The sequence below is a fragment of the Erwinia endophytica genome (assembly GCF_009295515.1).
Classification (GTDB): Bacteria; Pseudomonadota; Gammaproteobacteria; order Enterobacterales; family Enterobacteriaceae; genus Erwinia; species Erwinia endophytica.
In genome coordinates, this window is the sequence record NZ_RQVV01000032.1 from 124730 (window position 1) to 146809 (window position 22080).

19 protein-coding genes, 1 rRNA gene and 1 pseudogene are annotated in these 22080 nt (G+C 49.9%); 8 read left to right on the forward strand and 13 right to left on the reverse strand.

Annotated elements, in window-relative coordinates:
* The first annotated feature begins 52 nt into the window (after positions 1–52).
* Positions 53–1735 (forward strand): AsmA family protein, encoded by a 1683-nt coding sequence (locus EH228_RS10675; RefSeq protein WP_152321652.1) that lies wholly within the window; start codon positions 53–55, stop codon positions 1733–1735.
* Between the two features lie 181 nt (positions 1736–1916).
* Here EH228_RS10675 and fabY read toward each other — a convergent pair whose 3' ends face one another.
* The 5 genes from fabY to typA all read right to left on the reverse strand — a co-directional run bounded on the left by fabY (position 1917) and on the right by typA (position 6790).
* Positions 1917–2855 (reverse strand): fatty acid biosynthesis protein FabY, encoded by a 939-nt coding sequence (gene fabY, locus EH228_RS10680; protein WP_152321653.1) that lies wholly within the window; start codon positions 2853–2855, stop codon positions 1917–1919.
* 56 nt (positions 2856–2911) lie between these two features.
* Positions 2912–3349 carry a D-aminoacyl-tRNA deacylase gene (gene dtd, locus EH228_RS10685; RefSeq protein ID WP_152321654.1) on the reverse strand — a complete coding sequence of 146 codons (438 nt, stop codon included), beginning with the start codon at positions 3347–3349 and terminating at the stop codon, positions 2912–2914.
* Entirely contained in the window at positions 3346–4224 is an 879-nt protein-coding gene (locus EH228_RS10690) for a virulence factor BrkB family protein (protein WP_152321655.1), read from the reverse strand. Before EH228_RS10690 ends, dtd begins: the two co-directional genes overlap by 4 nt.
* Positions 4224–4820: a glucose-1-phosphatase gene (yihX, locus tag EH228_RS10695; protein WP_152321656.1), complete on the reverse strand. Its 597-nt coding sequence runs from the start codon at positions 4818–4820 to the stop codon at positions 4224–4226. The genes EH228_RS10690 and yihX overlap by 1 nt, the downstream gene beginning before the upstream one ends.
* Before the next feature lie 146 nt (positions 4821–4966).
* The gene (gene typA / locus EH228_RS10700) at positions 4967–6790 is read right to left on the reverse strand and encodes a ribosome-dependent GTPase TypA (protein ID WP_152321657.1); all 1824 of its coding nucleotides are present in this window, start codon (positions 6788–6790) and stop codon (positions 4967–4969) included.
* A gap of 442 nt (positions 6791–7232) precedes the next feature.
* Here typA and glnA point away from each other — a divergent pair, with 442 nt between their 5' ends.
* The 4 genes from glnA to EH228_RS10720 all read left to right on the forward strand — a co-directional run bounded on the left by glnA (position 7233) and on the right by EH228_RS10720 (position 11472).
* Positions 7233–8642 (forward strand): glutamate--ammonia ligase, encoded by a 1410-nt coding sequence (gene glnA / locus EH228_RS10705; protein WP_152321658.1) that lies wholly within the window; start codon positions 7233–7235, stop codon positions 8640–8642.
* Positions 8643–8782: 140 nt separating this feature from the next.
* Positions 8783–9832, forward strand: a complete 1050-nt coding sequence (glnL, locus tag EH228_RS10710; protein WP_152321659.1) for a nitrogen regulation protein NR(II) — start codon at positions 8783–8785, stop codon at positions 9830–9832.
* Positions 9833–9839: 7 nt separating this feature from the next.
* On the forward strand, positions 9840–11249 hold the full coding sequence (gene glnG / locus EH228_RS10715; RefSeq protein WP_152321660.1) for a nitrogen regulation protein NR(I): 1410 nt from the start codon (positions 9840–9842) through the stop codon (positions 11247–11249).
* A 109-nt stretch (positions 11250–11358) separates the two neighbouring features.
* On the forward strand, positions 11359–11472 hold the full coding sequence (locus tag EH228_RS10720; protein WP_152321661.1) for a YshB family small membrane protein: 114 nt from the start codon (positions 11359–11361) through the stop codon (positions 11470–11472).
* 29 nt (positions 11473–11501) lie between these two features.
* Here the strand turns inward: EH228_RS10720 and hemN are convergent, their stop codons facing one another.
* Together hemN and yihI are read right to left on the reverse strand one after the other, a co-directional pair.
* Positions 11502–12860, reverse strand: a complete 1359-nt coding sequence (hemN, locus tag EH228_RS10725; protein ID WP_152321673.1) for an oxygen-independent coproporphyrinogen III oxidase — start codon at positions 12858–12860, stop codon at positions 11502–11504.
* 269 nt (positions 12861–13129) lie between these two features.
* Positions 13130–13654 (reverse strand): Der GTPase-activating protein YihI, encoded by a 525-nt coding sequence (gene yihI, locus EH228_RS10735; RefSeq protein ID WP_152321662.1) that lies wholly within the window; start codon positions 13652–13654, stop codon positions 13130–13132.
* Positions 13655–14206: 552 nt separating this feature from the next.
* Between yihI and yihA the strand changes: the two genes are divergently transcribed.
* Positions 14207–14842, forward strand: coding sequence for a ribosome biogenesis GTP-binding protein YihA/YsxC (yihA, locus tag EH228_RS10745; RefSeq protein WP_152321664.1), 636 nt, complete (start codon positions 14207–14209; stop codon positions 14840–14842).
* A gap of 83 nt (positions 14843–14925) precedes the next feature.
* Here yihA and spfP read toward each other — a convergent pair.
* The 5 genes and pseudogenes from spfP to EH228_RS10765 form a co-directional block, all read right to left on the reverse strand.
* Positions 14926–14973, reverse strand: a pseudogene (spfP, locus tag EH228_RS20925) (small protein SpfP).
* Between the two features lie 295 nt (positions 14974–15268).
* Entirely contained in the window at positions 15269–18055 is a 2787-nt protein-coding gene (gene polA / locus EH228_RS10750) for a DNA polymerase I (RefSeq protein ID WP_152321665.1), read from the reverse strand.
* 537 nt (positions 18056–18592) lie between these two features.
* Positions 18593–19222, reverse strand: coding sequence for a thiol:disulfide interchange protein DsbA (dsbA, locus tag EH228_RS10755; RefSeq protein ID WP_152321666.1), 630 nt, complete (start codon positions 19220–19222; stop codon positions 18593–18595).
* Between the two features lie 47 nt (positions 19223–19269).
* Positions 19270–20262 carry a serine/threonine protein kinase gene (locus EH228_RS10760; RefSeq protein ID WP_152321667.1) on the reverse strand — a complete coding sequence of 331 codons (993 nt, stop codon included), beginning with the start codon at positions 20260–20262 and terminating at the stop codon, positions 19270–19272.
* 72 nt (positions 20263–20334) lie between these two features.
* The gene (locus EH228_RS10765) at positions 20335–20604 is read right to left on the reverse strand and encodes a YihD family protein (protein WP_152321668.1); all 270 of its coding nucleotides are present in this window, start codon (positions 20602–20604) and stop codon (positions 20335–20337) included.
* A 73-nt stretch (positions 20605–20677) separates the two neighbouring features.
* Between EH228_RS10765 and mobA the strand changes: the two genes are divergently transcribed.
* Together mobA and mobB are read left to right on the forward strand one after the other, a co-directional pair.
* Entirely contained in the window at positions 20678–21265 is a 588-nt protein-coding gene (gene mobA, locus EH228_RS10770) for a molybdenum cofactor guanylyltransferase MobA (protein WP_275065361.1), read from the forward strand.
* A gap of 9 nt (positions 21266–21274) precedes the next feature.
* Positions 21275–21784: a molybdopterin-guanine dinucleotide biosynthesis protein MobB gene (mobB, locus tag EH228_RS10775; protein WP_152321670.1), complete on the forward strand. Its 510-nt coding sequence runs from the start codon at positions 21275–21277 to the stop codon at positions 21782–21784.
* A 53-nt stretch (positions 21785–21837) separates the two neighbouring features.
* On the opposite strand, the gene rrf is transcribed toward mobB, so the two are convergent.
* A 5S ribosomal RNA gene (gene rrf / locus EH228_RS10780) occupies positions 21838–21953 on the reverse strand.
* Positions 21954–22080 lie beyond the last annotated feature (127 nt).

Below are 22080 nucleotides of genomic sequence, written 5' to 3' on the forward strand. Positions count from 1 at the left end.
TGATAAATCAGGCATAACAATCCTTTGCCGAACGCTCAAAGGAACAGATGCGATGAAAGCCATCGGAAAAATTTTGCTGACAATTCTGCTGTTACTACTGCTGATACTGGTGGCGGTTTATGTTCTGCTACAAACACAGTGGGGCGCCAACTGGCTCAGCCGCACAGCCAGTCAACACAGCGACTATCAGATAACCTTTACCAAACTGGAACATAACTTTTCCGATCCTTCCCACCTGATACTCGATAACCTTTCCTTTGGGCGTAAAGCTCAACCTGCTCTTGTCGTGGCGCGGAAAGTCGATCTGGGTCTTAGCGGTAAACAATTTTCAAATCCACTGCATTTCGCCAGTATCTGGCTGGAAAATGGCACACTTAACGTCAGTGATAGCGATAAACCACTGGCTTTCTCTGCCAGTCGACTGCAACTGAATCACATGGCCGTCAACAATTCTGGCAGTAAATTCCCCCTGACCGCGAAACAGGTAGATGGCGGCATTATGCCGTGGAAACCCCAGGCAGGAAATGTCATTGGTGATGATGCCAGCTTCCAGATGAGCGCGGGAACGCTGGAGATTAACGGCGTCCAGGCCACCAATGTACTGTTAGAGGGCAGCCTCCGTCATCATCAACTGGTGATGAGTAATCTTGGGGCCGATGTGGCGCTGGGGTCTATTACAGCCAGTGCACAACGGGATACCCTGGGCAACTGGCAGGTGGCTAACCTGCGGCTTAACGGCATCCGTTGGCAAAGTGCTCAGTCTCTCCCTGGTTTCTTCGCGCCAATATTGGCGCTGCCTTTCATCCACTTTGACCATATCGATGTGACAGATGCCCGCCTGGAAGGTACTGACTGGGCAGTGACCGATCTGGATATGACGTTGAAAAACATCACACTGCGCAACGGTGACTGGGAAAGCAATGACGGCTCACTGTCAATGAATGCCAGTACGTTTATTAACGGCAGCCTTGAGCTGAACGATCCGATCGTTAATCTGGCCTTTTCACCGGCAGGTATCACACTGAAGCAATTCAGCTCACGCTGGGTTAAGGGGTTGATCCGCTCGTCAGGTCACTGGACTCGTCGTGATAAAAAACTGACCCTGGATGAGTTGGCCGTGACAGGGCTCGAGTATACGTTGCCACAGGACTGGCGTGATCGCTGGATGACTCGCCTACCCGATTGGCTGAACAGTGTGGAAGTGACGAAATTGACCACGAACCGCAATCTGATAATCGATATTAATCCTGATTTTCCTTTCCAGTTAACGTCTCTGGAAGGCAATGGTAGCAATCTGTTGATGGCCCGCAATCATCAGTGGGGCATCTGGTCCGGTAATTTAAGTCTTAATGCGGCAGAAGCGACATTTAATGGTGTGGATGTCCGCAGTCCCTCTATTACCCTTAACGCTGAAGACAATCACATCAATGTGACAGAAATGAACGCGCTCACCCATGACGGGATGGTGAAAAGCCAGGCGACGCTTTCTCAACAGCCGCAGCGTGACCTGTCATTGACACTGGACGGACACGACGTGCCAGTAAACCTGCTGCACAACTGGGGCTGGCCGCTGCTATCACTGGAAGGCAATGCCAATTTACAACTGAAATTACAGGGCAACCTTGCCGCAGGCACACCATTGAAATCCGCCATGAACGGCTCTCTGTCAGTAATGGCTGGCGATCAAACACTGCAACAGACCATGATCAACGGTCAGGTGACTCAAGCACAGTGATAGTTTAAGGATATGAGCCATCCTGGCGGAACAGACTCTATACAGACCGGGCTTATCCGCCCGGAAAGTCGTTCCCGCCTGATGCTCATCGGTACATTGAATAAGAGAAGGTTTTTATCAACATCAGCAGACTATGAAGCGGGTTTATGCCGTTCATTATATAGCGCTGGCGCAGGGGGGATTAACCGCCAGATCCCCCCGGCTCCAACGGGCCGTCCGGATCAGCAGGCAGGACGATATACACCCCCTCAAAGACCGCACCGCATTGTTCATTGCCAAACAGTTCGACTTCCAGTTGTACACGCGCCTTACGTCCACGCGCCAGGCGATCCAGATCTCCGCTCAGTGAGCCCAGATCGGCCACCGCGCCCGGCTTACCACTGATCGGATGGCTGTAGCGAATGTGCGCATCGGCCAGAATAATCGTGCCGCCCAGATGGCGCTCACGCAGTAACAACCAGATAAGTCCCCAGCCGGTCAGCGTAGCCAGCGAGAACAGACTGCCAGCAAACAGAGTATGGTGTGGGTTTTGATTACCCGTTTCCGGCATGGTAGTGATAAATTTCTGTCCGGTATACTGCAGTATGCGCACCCCCATTTTCTCACTTAACGGAATGTGATCGTACCAGGCCTGCTGTAGTTGACCGCACCAATCCGCACGGTGCAAAATGTCATCCAGGGTGACGACGGGCTTAATCATCAGGAAATGGCGCACTGGTGTGGTCTGCGGAGCAGTAATTTCCCCTTCATTGACATAACCAAGCTTGGCAAAGAACTCCACCGCGTCTTCACGGGCACTACAAACCACTCGCTTGGCGCCTTCCTGCCGCGCGACAGACTCCAGGGTCATCGCCACCAGCGTCCCCAGCCCTTTACCCTGCACGGAAGGGTGTACCGCCAGAAAACGTATCGCGGCTTCATTGTCGCCATTGATGTACAACCGCCCCACGGCCACCGGATCGCCACGTTCATCCACCACCATCTGATGATGCGCCAGCGCATCCCAGGCATCCCGTTCAGAGCCCATAGGTTGATGAAGGGGCTTACGGAGCATTTCCCAACGAAACTGATAGTAAGTATCCAGTTCTTCCGCTGTTTCAGGAACGCGAAGGTGATACATAAAATGCTTCTCTCTCTCTGAGCCAGATCCGCTTCCGTGCCATTCTGCTAACTGCCTCACACCTGCAGCCAGAAAGTTACGGGGCCATCATTGACCAGGGCAACCTGCATATCGGCGGCAAAACGCCCGGTCTCTGTAGTAATACCCTTTTCACGACAGCACTCGACAAAATACTCATATAGTCGCTCGGCTTCCGCAGGTTCTGCGCCACGCGAAAAACCCGGGCGCATACCTTTGTGCGTGTCCGCAGCCAGGGTGAACTGTGATACCACCAGCAGGCTGCCCCCGGTCTGTTGAAGGTTAAGGTTCATTTTTCCCTGGGCGTCGCCGAAAACACGGTAACCTGACACACGCTCACATAACCGTTGCGCTTTTTGCTGATCATCACCTTTTTCCACCCCCAGTAAGATGAGCAATCCAGGCCCGATGTCACTGATGGTCTCTCCCGCCACCGCAACGCTGGCACTCAGTACCCGTTGAATTAAGGCAATCATGATTCCTCGTCTTCTTTTTCTTGTTCCTGCTGCGTCAACTGGCGATAGTCACCCAAAGTGGCAGAAATTTCAGCCCCCAGTAATACAATACACCAGGTCCAGTACACCCAAAGAAACAGGATGGGAATAACTGCCAATACGCCATAAATCAACTGATATGAAGGGAACATCGTAACATAGAGCGCAAAGGCTTTTTTCCCCAGCTCAAAAAGTATCCCGGCAACCAGCGCACCAACCAACGCATCGCGACCCGCGACCTGCCGGGTGGGCACAATGCTATAAAGCAACCAAAATGAGAGCCAGGAGAGCAGCAACGGGAAAAAACGCAGCCCATGATCAATTAGCCCGCTAACACCACTGACCGAAGCCCAACTAAGCGAAAGCAGGTATGAGCTAATAGCCAGGCTCCCGCCAGCCAGGAGCGGTCCCAACGTCAGGATCATCCAGTAAACCGCAAAGGAGTAAACCAGCGGGCGCTTGCGTTTACTACGCCAGATGGTGTTTAGCGCTGAATCGATGGAGTACATCAGCAATAGCGCCGTCACCACCAGACCGCAGGCACCTACCGCAGTCATCTTATTCACGTTCGCCACAAACTGCTCAAGGTAGCTCTGAATAGCGGTGCCAGACGCCGGAACAAAATTTTTGAAAATAAACGTTTTTAGTTGGCTACTGACCGTGGCAAACGCCGGGAAAGCAGCAAACAAGGCAAACACCACCGCCACCAAAGGAACCAGTGCCAACAGCGAGACATAGGCCAAATTACCGGCCAGCGTAGTCATCGCATCCTCGTCGATACGCTGCCAGAGAAGTTTTATCCATAACCATATCGCTCGCAGGCGATGTCGGTAGTGATTAATAATACGACGTATCATTACCGATGTTCAGCAAAGAAAGCGGGGATGATGCTGGCATCTGTGACATGAATACTCTGGATCCCAAGCGCACGCGCACCTTCGATATTCTCCAGGTTGTCATCAAAGAAAATAGTCTGCTCAGCAGTAAAACCCTCTTCATACAGAACCTGCTGGTAAATACGCGCCTCAGGCTTGCGCATCCCCATCTCCTGCGAAAGATAGAGTTTATCCGCAGCACTCTGCACTTCAGGATACAGAGCAGGCCAGAAGGAACAATGCAGCGCGTTGGTGTTGGAAAGGATAACCACTCGCTCGCCCCGATCACGCAGCATTTTCATTATCTGCAGCACGTCCTGACGAACACCAACGAAAATAGCTTGCCAGCCCGCAGTAAATTGTTCAAAACTCAACGCCAGGTCAAGTTCGTCGCAAGTTTGGGCGGCAAAGTCCTCATCGCTTATTTCACCGCGCTCATGACGATGAAAGCTCTCGCCCAGGGTGAAATGGTTTTGCAGTGTAGCTAACGGCACACGTCCCAGATCGCTCCAAACGCCCAAGACCCGGTTGAAATCAATATCAACAATGACGTTACCTAAATCAAAGATATACAGCATAGCCATCTCCTTTTGTTCCGGTGAATTGTTCACTCTAGCGATAAAATGAATGTCTGAACAGGTCGGGGATTTAAAACTGGAAGGAAGATTTAAAAAGAAAACAAAGCAGGGCTGAAAGAAGCCAGCCCTGCCGATCTAATGATCGTTTAAACGTCTTTGCTGCCGCGCGCGGCGCGTTTACGATCGTTTTCAGTCAGGTGACGTTTACGAATACGTACAGACAAAGGTGTCACTTCGACCAGTTCATCGTCATCGATAAATTCGATCGCCTGCTCAAGCGTCATCTTAATCGCTGGAACCAGAGTCGTTGCTTCATCAGTACCAGAAGCACGCATGTTCGTCAGTTTCTTACCTGTCAGGCAGTTAACTGTCAGGTCATTAGAACGACTGTGAATACCGATGATCTGCCCTTCATACACTTCTGCACCATGCCCCAGGAACAGCTTACCGCGATCCTGCAAGCTATACAGCGCAAACGCCACGGCTTTACCCTGACCGTTAGAGATCAGCACGCCGTTCTGACGCTGGCCAACTTCACCTGGACGAACATCGTCATAGTGGCTGAAGGTGGAGTACAACAGACCGGTACCGGAAGTCATCGTCATGAATTCATTACGAAAACCAATCAGACCACGGCTTGGGATAACGTAGTCAAGACGCACACGACCTTTGCCATCGGGATCCATGTTTTTCATGTCGGCTTTACGTTCACCCATTGCCTGCATGACCGCACCCTGATGCTGTTCCTCGATATCCAGCGTCACGTTTTCGAACGGCTCTTGTTTACGCCCTTCGAACTCACGGAAAATAACTTTCGGACGAGATACCGCCAGTTCAAAACCTTCACGACGCATGTTTTCGATCAATACAGACAGATGCAACTCACCACGACCAGATACGCGGAAGGCATCAGCATCTTCAGTTTCTTCAACGCGCAACGCCACATTGTGCACCAGCTCTTTATTCAGACGGTCAAGGATCTGACGCGACGTCACATACTTACCTTCTTTACCGCAAAACGGCGAAGTATTGACGTTAAAGAACATGGTCACAGTGGGTTCATCCACGCTCAGAGCAGGTAGCGCCTGTACATTCTGTGGATCACAAATAGTATCGGAGATATTCAGTTCACCCAGACCGGTGATGGCAATGATATCGCCAGCTTCAGCCTCAGTCGCATCAATACGCTCCAGACCCAGGTGAGTCAGCACTTTACCAACTTTAGCATTGCGGGTTTTACCTTCACTATCAATGATAGTGACCTGCTGGTTTGGCTTCACTTTACCGCGCTTGATACGACCGATGCCGATAACCCCAACATAGTTGTTGTAGTCCAGTTGTGAAATCTGCATCTGGAACGGCTCGTCTGCCTCAACCTGCGGAGGAGAAACATGTTTTACGATGGCTTCATACAATGGCGTCATGTCTTCCGCCATGTTGGTATGGTCAAGACCCGCGATGCCATTCAGGGCTGAAGCATAAATCACCGGAAAGTCGAGCTGCTCGTCAGTCGCATCCAGGTTAACGAACAAATCAAATACCTGGTCCACAACCCAGTCAGGGCGCGCGCCAGGACGGTCAACTTTATTGATGACCACGATCGGCTTCAGACCGTTAGCAAACGCTTTTTTGGTCACGAAGCGGGTTTGCGGCATAGGGCCATCCATTGCATCCACAACCAGTAGCACCGAGTCGACCATTGACATCACACGTTCTACCTCACCACCGAAATCGGCGTGTCCTGGGGTATCCACGATATTAATGCGGTAGTCATTCCATTTAATGGCGGTGTTTTTTGCGAGGATGGTAATCCCACGCTCTTTCTCCAAATCGTTGGAGTCCATTACGCGCTCAGTTGCTTCAGTACGGGCATCAAAGGTACCGGACTGCTGCAGCAACTTATCAACCAGGGTGGTTTTACCATGGTCAACGTGGGCAATAATGGCGATGTTACGCAAATTTTCGATCACAGCTTTGCCTCAGGCATTAGAAATAGCGCGCTATTGTACACGGATTAATCGAAGGACTGAACAGGATCACAAATATCAATTAAAGATTACTGCCAGCATTGCTTTTTATAGCCATTTACAGTGCAAAAATTGCACCCCGTCGAAATAATGCACTAACATGGTGCTTAAGGTGCACAGTTATGCACCATGATGGTGCGCATTTTCCATCATGGTGCAGCCCTCGTTTCACGAGAGGGCGCATCATAGCGCTTTTTCAGCCAGTTAAGAAAGTTGGCATAGATTTCGCTTTAAAACATGCAAGCGAAGAATGCCAGTTTCCACAACGGTAATAGCTTGTCAGGGATCTTTAATTATCGGATGACAGTGCCAAATAAGCAAAATTATGGTACGCCGTAAAGCTCCCTAACCACGACGACAATGACAAAATCCAGGAGAGTTAAGTATGTCCGCTGAACACGTTCTGTCGATGATGAACGAGCACGAAGTCAAATTTGTTGATCTGCGTTTTACCGATACTAAAGGTAAAGAACAGCACGTCACGATTCCTGCTCATCAGGTTAACGCTGACTTCTTCGAAGAAGGCAAAATGTTTGACGGCTCATCGATTGGTGGCTGGAAAGGGATTAACGAATCAGACATGGTATTGATGCCTGATGCGACTACCGCTGTTCTGGATCCATTCTATGAAGACCCTACGCTAATCATCCGTTGTGACATCCTCGAGCCAGGTACGATGCAGGGCTATGATCGTGACCCACGCTCCATCGCCAAGCGTGCGGAAGACTTCCTGCGCGCTTCTGGGATCGCAGATACCGTTTTATTTGGACCGGAACCCGAGTTCTTCCTGTTTGACGATATTCGCTTTGGTACTTCCATTTCCGGCTCTCATGTTGCTATCGACGATATTGAAGCCGCCTGGAATACCGGTAAAGAATACGAAGATGGCAACAAAGGTCATCGTCCATCGGTGAAAGGCGGTTATTTCCCGGTTCCTCCGGTCGACTCTTCACAGGACATCCGTTCCGCCATGTGTCTGACCATGGAGCAGATGGGGCTGGTTGTTGAAGCTCATCACCACGAAGTGGCAACAGCAGGTCAGAACGAAGTGGCTACCCGCTTCAATACCATGACCAAAAAAGCGGATGAAATTCAGATCTACAAATATGTCGTGCACAACGTTGCCCACGCTTACGGCAAAACCGCGACCTTCATGCCAAAACCTATTTTTGGTGATAACGGCTCCGGTATGCACTGCCACATGTCCCTGTCTAAAGGCGGCACCAACCTGTTCGCTGGCGACAAGTACGGCGGTTTGTCTGAAACTGCCCTGTTCTATATTGGCGGTGTTATCAAGCACGCGAAAGCGATCAACGCCCTGTCTAACCCAACCACCAACTCATACAAACGTCTGGTCCCGGGTTATGAAGCGCCTGTTATGCTGGCTTACTCTGCCCGTAACCGTTCTGCGTCTATCCGTATTCCTGTGGTTGCCAGCCCGAAAGCCCGCCGTATTGAAGCTCGCTTCCCCGATCCCGCCGCTAACCCATATCTGTGCTTCTCTGCACTGCTGATGGCCGGCCTGGACGGGATCATCAACAAAATCCATCCTGGCGACGCGATGGACAAAAACCTCTATGACTTACCACCGGAAGAAGAAGCTGAGATTCCAAAAGTGGCAGGTTCACTGGAAGAAGCGCTGAATGCTCTGAATGAAGACCGTGAGTTCCTGACTCGTGGCGGCGTGTTCACGGACGACGCCATTGATGCCTACATCGAACTGCGTAAATCAGAGTTGGATCGCGTTCGTATGACGCCGCATCCGGTCGAGTTCGAGCTGTACTACAGCGTTTAATTGGTTTGAGGTTTTTTTGTTGCCGTGGAAACTTTAGCCCATCTCCGGATGGGCTTTTTTCTCCACGAATTCATCGTTCAGGAAAACGACGTTCGGTTTCCATGACTATAATGCACCAAAAAGGTGCAGGAGAACGCTGTATGGCAACAGGCATGCTGCCCGATGCTGGGCAGATTCTCAACTCTCTGATTAACAGTATTTTGCTGGTGGATAGCGAACTGGTGGTGCATTACGCCAACCCTGCCGCACAGCAGCTGTTAGCGCAAAGTTCCCGCAAGCTGTTTGGTACACCGCTGCCGGAACTGATGGGGTATTTTTCGTTAAATATCGACGTCATGCGCGAGAGTCTGAACGCAGGTCAGGGCTTTACCGACAGTGAAGTGACTCTGGTAGTCGACAGCCGCGCGCATATTATGTCGTTAACCGCGCAGCGTTTGCCCGATGGTTTAATCCTGCTCGAAATGGCGCCGATGGATAATCAGCGTCGCCTCAGTCAGGAACAGATTCAACATGCTCAGCAGGTGGCTGCCCGAGATTTGGTCCGGGGTCTGGCCCATGAGATTAAAAACCCGCTGGGAGGATTACGAGGCGCTGCGCAGCTGTTAGCGAAAGCCCTCCCCGATCCGTCTTTAACCGAATATACCAAGGTTATCATTGAGCAGGCCGACCGCCTGCGCAATCTGGTTGATCGTCTGCTTGGCCCGCAGCAGCCAGGCATGCACGTGACTCAAAGTATCCATCAGGCGGCGGAACGCGTAGTCAATCTGGTGTCGATGGAACTGCCTGATAACGTGACGCTGGTTCGGGATTACGATCCCAGCCTGCCGGAGCTGCCCCACGATCCGGATCAGATCGAACAAGTTCTGCTGAACGTTGTACGCAACGCGCTACAGGCGTTGGGTGAAAAAGGCGGCACTATTACACTTCGTACCCGTACGGCATTTCAATTGACGCTGCATGGAGTACGTTATCGCCTGGTGGCTCGCATCGATATCGAAGATGATGGCCCCGGTATTCCGGCACAACTGCAGGATACGCTGTTTTATCCGATGGTGAGCGGCCGCGAAGGAGGAACGGGCTTAGGCCTGTCCATCGCCCGTAGCCTTATCGATCAGCATTCAGGGAAAATAGAATTCAACAGTTGGCCTGGTCACACTGAATTCTCGGTTTATCTGCCTATTCGCCAGTGAGGTTTCTATGCAACGAGGGATAGTTTGGATCGTCGATGACGATAGCTCCATCCGCTGGGTGCTTGAACGCGCGCTCACTGGAGCCGGTTTAAGCTGTGCGACTTTTGACAGCGGTAACGAGGTGCTGGACGCCCTTGCCACCAAAACCCCAGACGTTTTACTTTCTGATATCCGTATGCCCGGCATGGATGGACTGGCACTACTCAAACAGATAAAACAGCGACACCCGATGCTCCCGGTCATCATCATGACCGCCCACTCTGATTTGGATGCCGCTGTTAGCGCTTACCAACAAGGCGCATTTGATTACCTGCCGAAGCCTTTCGATATTGACGAGGCGGTGGCACTGGTCGAACGAGCGATCAGTCATTATCAGGAACAACAACAACCGCGTAATCAACCCGTTAGTGGCCCGACTACCGATATCATCGGCGAAGCCCCCGCAATGCAGGATGTATTCCGCATTATTGGTCGTCTCTCACGCTCATCAATCAGTGTGCTGATTAATGGTGAATCGGGTACGGGTAAAGAACTGGTGGCTCATGCTCTGCACCGCCACAGCCCACGCGCCAAAGCGCCGTTTATCGCGCTGAATATGGCCGCGATCCCAAAAGATTTGATCGAGTCAGAATTGTTCGGTCATGAGAAAGGCGCTTTCACCGGCGCAAACCAAATTCGTCAGGGGCGTTTCGAACAAGCCGATGGCGGTACGCTGTTCCTTGATGAAATCGGCGATATGCCGCTGGATGTGCAGACCCGTTTGCTGCGTGTGCTGGCTGATGGTCAGTTCTATCGCGTTGGTGGTTATGCGCCAGTGAAAGTGGATGTGCGTATTATTGCGGCAACCCACCAAAATCTGGAGCTGCGCGTACAAGAAGGTAAATTCCGTGAAGATCTGTTCCATCGTCTGAACGTGATCCGCGTACATCTGCCCCCACTACGCGAACGTCGGGAAGATATTCCACGCCTGGCGCGTTACTTCCTGCAAGTCGCTGCCCGTGAACTCGGTGTTGAAGCGAAGGTTTTGCATCCGGAAACAGAAACCGCCCTGACCCGTCTGCACTGGTCAGGGAATGTGCGCCAGTTAGAGAATACCTGTCGCTGGCTAACGGTGATGGCTGCCGGACAGGAAGTCTTGATCCAGGACCTGCCCTCAGAGTTGTTTGAGACCGCCACCCCGGAGAACCCGGTACAGTCTCTGCCAGACAGTTGGGCGACATTGCTGGCGCAATGGGCCGACCGCGCGCTACGTTCCGGTCATCAAAACCTGCTGTCAGAAGCCCAGCCGGAAATGGAACGTACGCTATTAACCACCGCGCTACGTCATACTCAGGGGCATAAGCAAGAAGCAGCACGCCTGCTGGGCTGGGGACGAAATACCCTGACCCGCAAGTTGAAAGAACTGGGCATGGAATAAGCAGGGGGAAGTGTAAAAAAGCATCGCTATGCACATTTTTTATGCTTTCCCGACTTTACACACCCGTGCTGATCGGTATCATTTGGGACGGTTACCGGGGAGGAATATCATGCTGGAATCGTTAATCCACTTCATGACGCAAACAGCACAAGCTGGAGCGCATTCTCCGCAGACTGCCATGGCTGCTGTAATGTGCGCCTTGATGCTGAATTTGTTAAATTAAGAGAGGGTCGGACGATAGTCCGGCCTTTTTCATATCACCCGCGAAAATTGTGACACTGGTTTTTTCTGACGCAGATAAGCGTCAAAACACATGCAGATATTCCTGACCAGCATCCGCCCTCTGGCGGTCACCTGTAAACTTTTTCCATCGCATTCCACCAGCCCGTCCGCAATAAACGGTGCCAGTAATGCTAAATCCTCAGCAAAGTAGTCGGTAAAGTTCTGCGTAGCCGTCGTAAAATCAGCAAAATTCAGCGAAAAATTACACATCAGTGTTTTAATCACCTCCCGGCGCAGACAGTCATCAGCTCTCAGGTTTAGCCCACGCCATAATGCGGTCTGCTGCCGCTCTATCGCGGCGTACCAGTGCTTTAATTCTTTCTCATTCTGCGCATAACTGTCACCGATCATGCTGATGGCAGAAACCCCCATTCCCAGCAAATCGCTGTCGCCCTGGGTGGTGTACCCCTGAAAATTACGGTGCAGTTGTCCCTTCCGCTGGGCAACTGCCAGCTCGTCATCAGGACGGGCAAAATGATCCATACCGATAAACTGATAACCCGCCGCGGTCAGAATCGCGATAGATTGCTGCAAAATAGCCAGTTTCTGTTGGCTATCAGGGAGATCCGCTTCCTTGATTTTTCGCTGAGCAGCGAACAAATGCGGCATATGTGCATAGTTAAACACGCTAAGCCGGTCAGGGTTCAGTGCAACCACCTTCTTCAGCGTAAAGGCAAAACTTTCCGGCGTTTGCTTTGGCAAACCGTAGATCAAATCCAGATTAATGGAGGTAAAGCCCAACCGCCTGGCGCGTTCGAGCAAGGAGACGATCATCTCTTCATCCTGAACACGGTTGACCTTCTCCTGCACTTCCTTATTGAAATCCTGCACCCCCATGCTCAGGCGATTGAATCCAGCAGCCCGTAGATGATCAAGCACGCCCAGCTCAATTTCACGCGGGTCAACTTCAATCGACAATTCGGCTGTTTCGCTAAAGCGAAAATGTGTGCGCAGCAGATCTATCAGTCGGGTTATCTGCGCTTTATTCAGATAAGTCGGCGTACCGCCGCCCCAGTGCATTTGTGTGACCGTGCGATTGCTGAATAACCTGGCGCGGGCAGCAATCTCTATAGCCAGCGCCTGCAAATATTCATCGGCTTTATGCTGCTGACGTGTCACTAACTTATTACAACCACAGAAATAGCACAGCCGATGACAGAAAGGGATATGGATATACAGCGACAATGGACGATCCGGGTAACGCTGGCTGGCCTGTAACAGATCCGTCTCATCGTAATCCTGGTGAAATTCCAGCGCGGTGGGATAAGAGGTGTAACGAGGCCCCGAAATATTGTATTTCTGAATCAGGGCCTGATCCCATTCAATCATCTGCGTCACTGTGTTCACTCCTTCTTTGGCATCTGGCTGCCGCCCGTCGGATGGGGAGAGCAGGTCTGAGAGGCTGACGGACGGTCGTTCTACGCAGCCGGTTTCTCAGTCTGGACAGACGCCATAGTTTACCCAACATCCACAGCAGGCCGCAGAGCAAAATCAGCAGGTAAATTGATCCAGGCCAACCCATCAACAGAGAAACCTTTTACAGAGATGGCGATTTTTTTGGCACCATCCTAACTTACCGTTCGCAGCGTAGCAGAAGATCAGTTGCCGCCCTTTAACAGACGGTACATATCTTCCTCCGCTTCTTCATCATCGACATCATCATCCAGTGCGATACCCAATAGCTCCATCAGTACATCGATACGATCGAGAGTCTGATCGAGCCATGCCTGATCTTCCGCTTTCAGCGTTTCACCATCCTCCAGTCGATCCAGTAACGCATCCAAACGAGGGTCATTTTCCAGTGTCGTCAACTCTTCTTCCGGTGTCAGGCGCGGTTGTTGATCTTCAGCGGATTTAACCGGTTTGCTCCTCTTTTTCACTGGCTGGACATCCCCCCCCAACGCAACTGGTTTTTTGCTACCAATCCGTGGATCTTTATTTTTAGCGCCGTTACCACCTTTTTTCTCTGGTGTAACTGGATTAGCACGGCTGCCAGCAACATTACCGCGATGTTTTTTATCACGTTTACGATCGCGCGCTTCGGTATTCACTTGATCGCGCGTTTTACGTTTGGCATGTACTGCCGGTTTATTGCTCAGGGATACGCGTGTAGGTTGCTTCATGATTTCAGCTCTCAGACTATTTATCTTCAGTATAGAATTGCGGCGGAATCTAGCAGAAAGCAGACCAAGAAAAAAGGCGACAGGTCACCCTGTCGCCTTTTTCGCACCTTCCGCAGAAGGACTGACTCTAGTCAGCATCCTTTTTAGCACACAACATCCCAGTCTTCCGTTGCCATTTAGTCCATCCTGGACACATCCTTTCCATTCAGGCGCGTTGTCCACAACACATTCCATCCCTGCTCTGCATCATCCTGATGCCACCCTGAGCTTTCTGTCCTGGAATGAACCTTCCTGGTTCTGAACGATACTTTAGACTAAATGGTCAAACTCACAAGTCATCTACCACAATTTTCCCATATTAATAAACTAATCTAATTTATATGATTGTTTATTAATTATTTTTATTTTCATTTAAATAAAAGTGAGGATAATTTCCTAAAAAAACCATGGTCAATCTCTTACAAATCCTTCACCGATCAGTGTCAGGCTGAGCGCTTTCAATCCATACAAGGTATACTCTGCGCAATTACCCTTATATCTGGAGTTTTCATTGTGTCTGGCTGGAATTATCACCTTACTCATTTTGTTACCAGCGCACCTGATATTCGTCACCTACCGGCCGATACCGGTATTGAAGTGGCTTTTGCTGGTCGCTCCAATGCAGGAAAATCCAGCGCGCTGAACACGCTAACGAATCAAAAAAGCCTCGCGCGTACCAGTAAAACGCCAGGACGCACACAGCTAATCAACTTGTTCCAAGTTGCTGATGGATATCGTCTGGTGGATTTACCTGGCTATGGATATGCAGAAGTACCGGAAGAGATGAAGCTTAAGTGGCAGCGCGCACTGGCGGAATATCTGCAGGAACGTCAGTGTCTGAAAGGTCTGGTGGTGCTGATGGATATCCGCCATCCGCTCAAGGATCTGGACCAGCAAATGATTCAGTGGGCAGTGCAGAGCGGGATTCAGGTACTGGTACTGTTAACCAAAGCCGATAAGCTGGCTTCCGGCGCGCGTAAAGCACAACTAAATCAAGTGCGTGAAGTGGCAAAGGGGTTTGTCGGCAATGTTCAGGTTGAGATATTTTCGTCACTGAAGAGAATCGGTGTCGATAAGCTAAGCACCAAACTGAACAGCTGGTTCAGCGAGCTGCCACCTGCGGCCACAGAAGACATCCCTGAAGAGTAAAACTGAACCTACGGCAAAAATATGAAGGGAACTGACGCCCAATAAAAAACGCCCCAATCATAACGATTGGGGCGGCTAAATATTCAGCAAAATCCGATTACGTGAAGTAAAAGGTCTTAAAGATAGAACATCTTACCTCTGTACCCTACGACTCAAACTCTACATGATTTTTCCTGCACCCAAAAGTTTTTTTTGTTGTTAATTTTCATAAAACACCGCGTATTATCCAACCTGGTTCACATAAAATGGCATTATCTGTAGCTAAATTACAAAAAAAATGCTTTCAACATCAATGGTTAGGAAAAATGCTCAGTGCGAATAAAGAGCAAATACAGCTGAACCGATTAACTAAACTGTTTTCTTATGGCTAAAAAAAGAGGCTGAAATCCTGTGATTTCAGCCTCCTCCATCAGTGACCATAGGTTATTAGTGGGCCTGATCCCAGTTATCGCCGACCCCAACATCAACCCGCAGAGGAACCTCCAGTTTCATGCTGTTTTCCATCAACTCGCGGATTTTAACGGTTGCAGCTTCAACGGCTGATGTTTTCACTTCGAACACCAGTTCATCGTGTACCTGCATTATCATTTTCACCTCGGGGTTCGCCTGTGGCGCCAACCAGCTATCGACAGCAATCATCGCTTTTTTAATAATATCCGCGGCAGTTCCCTGCATTGGTGCGTTAATCGCGGCACGTTCAGCGGCTTTACGTCGCATTACGTTGCTGGCTTTGATGTCCGGCAGATAGAGGCGACGCCCGTCCAGCGTGGAGACATAACCTTTTTCCGTCGCCAGCTGACGGGTACTCTCCATATATTCCAGCACGCCTGGATAACGTTCAAAGTACAGGTCCATGTATTTTTTCGCTTCACCCGCGCCGATGCTTAACTGACGGGAAAGTCCAAACGCGCTCATGCCGTAAATCAGACCGAAATTAATAGCCTTGGCGCTGCGACGCTGTTCTGCAGTGACTCTATCCAGCGCCACACCAAATACCTCAGCAGCGGTCGCGCGGTGAATATCCTGTCCTTCAGAGAAGGCCGTCAACAACCCTTTATCCTGTGAAAGATGGGCCATGATACGTAGTTCAATTTGTGAATAGTCCGCTGCGACTATCTTGTGACCAGCCGGAGCAATAAAGGCCTGGCGAATACGTCGTCCTTCATCATTACGTACCGGAATATTTTGCAAGTTAGGATCGGATGAAGAGAGTCTCCCTGTTGCCGTTACCGCCTGATGATAAGAGGTGTGTACCCGTCCGGTCAGTGGATTAATCATCTGCGGCAGTTTATCGGTATAGGTCGACTTCAGCTTGGACAAACCACGATGCTCCAGAATCACTTTGGGCAGAGGATGGTCCAGAGCCAGCTCAGCCAATACCTCCTCACTCGTGGACGGTGCGCCGCCCGGTGTTTTCCTGGTCGGCTTAATCCCCTGATTTTCAAAAAGAATAGTTTGCAGCTGTTTGGGCGACGAAAGGTTAAATGGTTCACCAGCCAGCTCGTGTGCTTGCTGTTCCAGTTCGCCCAACCGCAAGGTCAGCTCCTGCGACTGTTTCGCCAGAATGCCGTGATCAATCAGCACGCCATTACGTTCAATACGCGAAATGACGGTGAGTAGCGGCATTTCAATCGCTTCGAAAACTTGCTTTGGACCCGGCTCTTTTTCCAGCTCTGGCCACATCTTGAGATGCAGTTGTAGTGTGGCATCAGCATCTTCAGCAGCATAATGAGCAGCCTGTTCCAGAGCGATTTGGTTAAAGGTCAGCTGCTTTTTACCTTTACCCGCAATATCTTCAAACGTCACGGTCTTGTGGTTCAGCCAACGCAAAGCCAACGTATCCATATCATGCCGCCCGGCGACACTGTTCAGCGCATAGGATTCCAGCATGGTATCGAATTTGATGCCCTGCAGCTCAATATCATAATTCTTCAGCACACCGCGATCATACTTCAGATTCTGACCAACTTTCAGCAGATTACGGTCTTCCAGCAATGGTTTCAGGCGTGTCAACACGCTGTCACGATCCAGTTGAACCGGCGCATCAAGATAATCATGGGCTACGGGCAGGTAAGCCGCTTCTCCTGGCGCAACCGCAAACGAGATCCCAACAATAGTGGCGCTGAGAGTATCCAAAGAGTCTGTTTCCAGATCGAAAGCGAACAGTGAGCTGCGGGATAATTTTTCCAGCCAGTCGTTAAAAGTCTTTTCATCCAAAATAGTGACGTAGCCATCTGTTGGCAGTACGCTGGCTGTCTCCGACGGTTCTTCCACTGTTTCAGCCAGTGCTTTTTGTGCCTGAGGATTGCTCTTCTTACCCTGCAACCATTTACCTTCTTCCAGATCGACAATCCAGCGTTTGAATTCGTAATGGCGAAACAGACCCAGCAGCTCTTCTACGGCGGGTTCACTGACCGTCAGTTGCTCAACGGTGAGATCAAGCTCAACGTCAGTTTTGATCGTCGCTAACTGATAGGAAAGGAAGGCAACCTCTTTATTCTGTTCCAACCTGGCGGCCATCGTTTTCGCACCACGAAATGATAAACTGGCCACTTTATCCAGATTTTCGTATATGTCTTTAATGCCACCCAGCCCCTGAATTAACGCCTGAGCCGTTTTCTCGCCCACCCCTGGCACACCAGGAATATTATCCGAAGCGTCTCCCATTAGGGCGAGGAAATCGATAATCAGCGCCGGAGGGATGCCGTATTTCTCAACCACCTCATCCGGACCAAGAATGGCATTATTCATGGTGTTAATCAGGGTAATATCCGGCGTCACCAACTGAGCCATATCTTTATCACCCGTGCTGATCAGCACAGGCTTGCCGATTTTTCCTGCTTCCAGTGCCAGCGTACCAATGACATCATCCGCCTCCACGCCAGAAACAGCCAACAAAGGCAGCCCCATCGCCTTTACCATGTTATGCAGTGGCTCAATCTGCGCACGCAAATCATCCGGCATCGGTGGTCGGTGAGATTTGTAATGTTCAAAAAGCTCATCACGGAATGTTTTACCCCTGGCATCAAAAACCACCGCGACATGACTGGGCTTATATTGCAGTAACAGGCTGCGCAGCATATTCAACACGCCATACATTGCCCCGGTAGGTTCTCCCACACGGTTGGTCAGTGGAGGAAACGCATGATAAGCGCGATAAAGATAAGAAGATCCATCTACCAAAATTAGCGGGTTTTCTGCAATTTGTGCCATAAGTCGTCACATTCTTCGTTGGTTTTCTCAATGGGGTAAGGATGCCACAGCTCAGCCTGAAAAATGAAATAACTCCGCGTATTAACTTGCCCGTGAAAGAGGATTTGTGGCAAAGCACGCAATAACAAGCTGTGGATAACTTTGTGCGTAAATTTGCTAACGTATTGTTATATGCAGTAAAGCACAGCGAGAAAATAACAAAAACCAATTAAAATCATCAGGTTAATAATTCAATCCAGGATTAATTTCAGGTTTTATGGAATTTATTTTATGTGGATATTAATTATCAAGCGAAACGATAAGACAGGATCTCTTACTGAAAAAACCACCAGAGAATGGTAGTTTATCCCGTAAATAAGCGTTCAGAAGACGGGAAACAACAACGCCGACTAAAAGCCGGCGTCTTCTACTCACCATCACACTTCAAGCCGCAGGTACATTAGCCACATGAGTCTCTGTCACTGACCTTAACAGGCATCAGGTGTTATTCGCTGGCTATCTTCCCTCAACTCGAATATTGGGAGGATAAATCAATGCTTATTTCTGGGTCAGCAGGAACTTCACCACGTTAACATATTGCTGCACGTAGTTATCCATTGAACTGGTATCCAGGCCGCCATTGTTCACCATATATTTACCGTTAACAAACATGGCAGGAACACCACGCAGATCAACATCTTCTGCCGCTTTTTCCTGTTGAGCAACCAGTGATTTCACCACGAAGCTGTTCCATGCTGCATCATATTGTTCGGGAGTAATTCCAGCAGCTTTAACAAAAACATCTTTCAGGCTGTCAGGATCGGTAATGGTTTGCGTTTTTTGAATACCATCAAAGATAGGGGACGTCACTTTATCTTCCACCCCCAACGCCATGGCCACAGCCCAAGCCTGTGTCACAACTTTACCCATATCACCGCCAAGGAATTCGACGTGATATTTCGTCACTTTAGTACCCTCTGGCAGGCTTTTCTTCACAGCATCGCTGACGTGCCAGACATGTTCAAACTCATAGCAGTGCGGACAGAAGAAAGAGAAGAACTCCAGAACCTGGGGTTCCCCGGCTGCAGGTTTCTGCAAAGTGATGTATTGCTGACCATCGGTAAATTGGGCTGCCGAAGCGCTGAATGCCAGGACCATTCCAACCAGCGCAAATAAAATCTTTTTCATTTAAATACTCTCTCCTCACAACAAATTAGGCAAATCGGAAAAGGCTATCAACCCTGGAATATGGGCATCAGTTGCAATGGTGGTTGTTGCAACAGCCTGACCTGCTCGTTAAAAATGGAAATCTGCCTGCACCAGAAATCCTCATCCGTCATCCATGAAAAACTGGCGGGAAATGCTGGATCCTGCCAACGGCGAACAACCCACGCCAGATAATAAACCATCCTCATAGCGCGTAAAGGCTCAATCAGTGACAATTCATGTGAATCAAACTCACTGAATTCAGTATAGGCTTCCAGCAGAATGTCCCACTGAATACGTTGTTCCTGGCTATCACCATTGACCAACATCCACAAATCCTGGATAGCCGGGCCATTACGGGCATCATCCAGGTCAACAAACAGAGGACCATCGCGCCAAAGAATATTGCCGGGATGGCAGTCACCATGCAGGCGTAACGGCTGCCACTGAGTATGCCAGCAGTTTTGTAAAGTTGTTCCGAGCAAGCGAACACTGGTCAATAAATTTTCCTTCAGCTTGCCCGGAATCAAATTACTGGCTTCAAGCACCTGCAACGGCTCGGTAATATATTCCTGCAAACCGATGGTTGGACGAGCCGAGAAGATTTTCTTTCGTCCGGTCTGATGGATGCGACCAAGGTAGCGCCCAACCCACTCCAGATGATCGTAATTATCCGTTTCATACTGACGCCCTCCTAAGCCAGGGAACACCGTGAACAGGTAGCCCTCATGCTGATGTAGCGTTTTACCTTGCAGAACCAGAGGAGCCGCTACAGGCACTTCATCAGCCAATAGCTCAGCAGTGAACTGGTGTTCTTCTGTAATCTGCTGCGGCGACCAGCGTTGAGGGCGATAAAACTTCACCACATAACGCTTTTTATCTTCGTCCGTGAACTGATAAACCCGATTTTCATAGCTGTTCAACGCGGTAAGCCCAGACTCCACGCGAATTCCAGTTTCCCAGAGCGCATCCAGGATGGCGTCCGGGTCTAAATATTGAAAGTTAAACGCTGGTTCTTTCATCCGGCATACTCGCAGATAATCGCAATCAATGAACGATCAAGAATATCATTAGAGACGGATGAAAGGAGGGATTTAATCTTTGATAATGCCACGCGCACGCAAGAGAGCGGTTTTGAAATCTTCCTCATAGTCTTTTTTAAGACCTGGAATTTCTTCATTCTTGTCCGCACCACGCATTTTAAGATGATAGATCAATACATCATCCGTTAACTCGTCGAGTGGCTGAGTAAAACCGGCTTCTGCTGCGAGTTTCTGTAAAAATTGCACCAGATTCAGATCTGGCTCCTGTTGCCAGGCTGGCTGTAACAGTGACAGCAGTTCATTGAGACGATGACATTTCATGAATTTCTTCCTGTTCTAATCCCGATCCTGTTACGGTAGCAGGGTTAAACCCACAATAAAAGAGAGTGTAAGCGTGACAGATAGCAATTTTCTATCTCCGTCTGTTGACGTGACCGGTGTTATTCTCGCAGGAGGGCGTGGTATTCGTATGGGGGGGGAAGATAAAGGACTGCTCCTCTATCAGGGAAAACCGCTTTATCAGCATGTACTGGCACGGCTGCAACCCCAGGTAAGCCGAATATACATCAACGCTAATCGTAACCTGGCGGCGTATCAGCAAAGCGGCCTGCCGGTAATCAGTGATTCATTGCCAGACTTTCCCGGCCCATTAGCAGGAATGCTTGCCGCGTTGGAAAATATCGAAACCGAATGGGCGGTATTTGTTTCATGTGATACACCAGCGTTACCGGAAAACCTGGTGTCGCATCTCTGGCAAGGTAAGCATCATGCTATGGCAGTCTGGGCCCAATCGGCACAACGACAGCATCCAACATTAGCGCTATTGCATATCAGCCTGGCACCGGCACTGGCTTCTTTCCTGGCAAAGGGAGAAAGGAAAGTCATGCTTTTTCTACAACAGGCGGGTGGCCACAGCGTACCTTTTGATGATTGCCCCGGTGCTTTTGCCAATATTAATTGTCCTGAAGATCTCTTGCTTTGAGGTATGTCGATGATCCCGCTTTTAGCGATTACAGCCTTCAGTGGTACAGGTAAAACAACACTGTTAAAACAATTAATTACTATTATGAAAGCTCAAGGTATCCGTCCCGGTCTGATCAAACACGCTCACCATAATATGGACATCGATATACCCGGTAAAGACAGCTATGAGCTGCGCAAAGCCGGAGCTGATCAAGTCATGGTCTTTAATCAGCAACGCTGGGCGTTAATGACCGAAACGCCGCAACAACAACCTGATTTACAGTTTCTAACCAGTCGCATGGATCTATCATCGCTGGATATTATCTTGCTGGAAGGATTTAAACACGAGCCAGTAGCGAAAATTGCGCTGTGGCGAGAAGGGGAAAGAGAGCAGGCCCTGGATCAGCTGTTGGATGAACATGTCATCGCGGTCGCCAGTGATCGTAAAATTTCTGTCAACTATCCGCTGCTTGATCTTAATAACCCACAACAAATTGCTGGATTCATCGCTCAATGGCTGCAAAAACAGATAATGTGAGCTTATAACGCAAAAAACCCCGACCTTCCGGTCGGGGCTTCCGCTTGTTTGATGCCTGGCAGTTCCCTACTCTCGCATGGGGAGACCCCACACTACCATCGGCGCTACGGCGTTTCACTTCTGAGTTCGGCATGGGGTCAGGTGGGACCACCGCGCTAAAGCCGCCAGGCAAATTCTTTGTGCCGTCCTGTCTCTTCCGCTCCGTGACTGCCTTAACGCCATGCCACAAAACAAAATCCTCCGGACCTCAGTCCGCAGAACAGCTAAATTCTTTATCCGCTAACAAGCTGAAAATT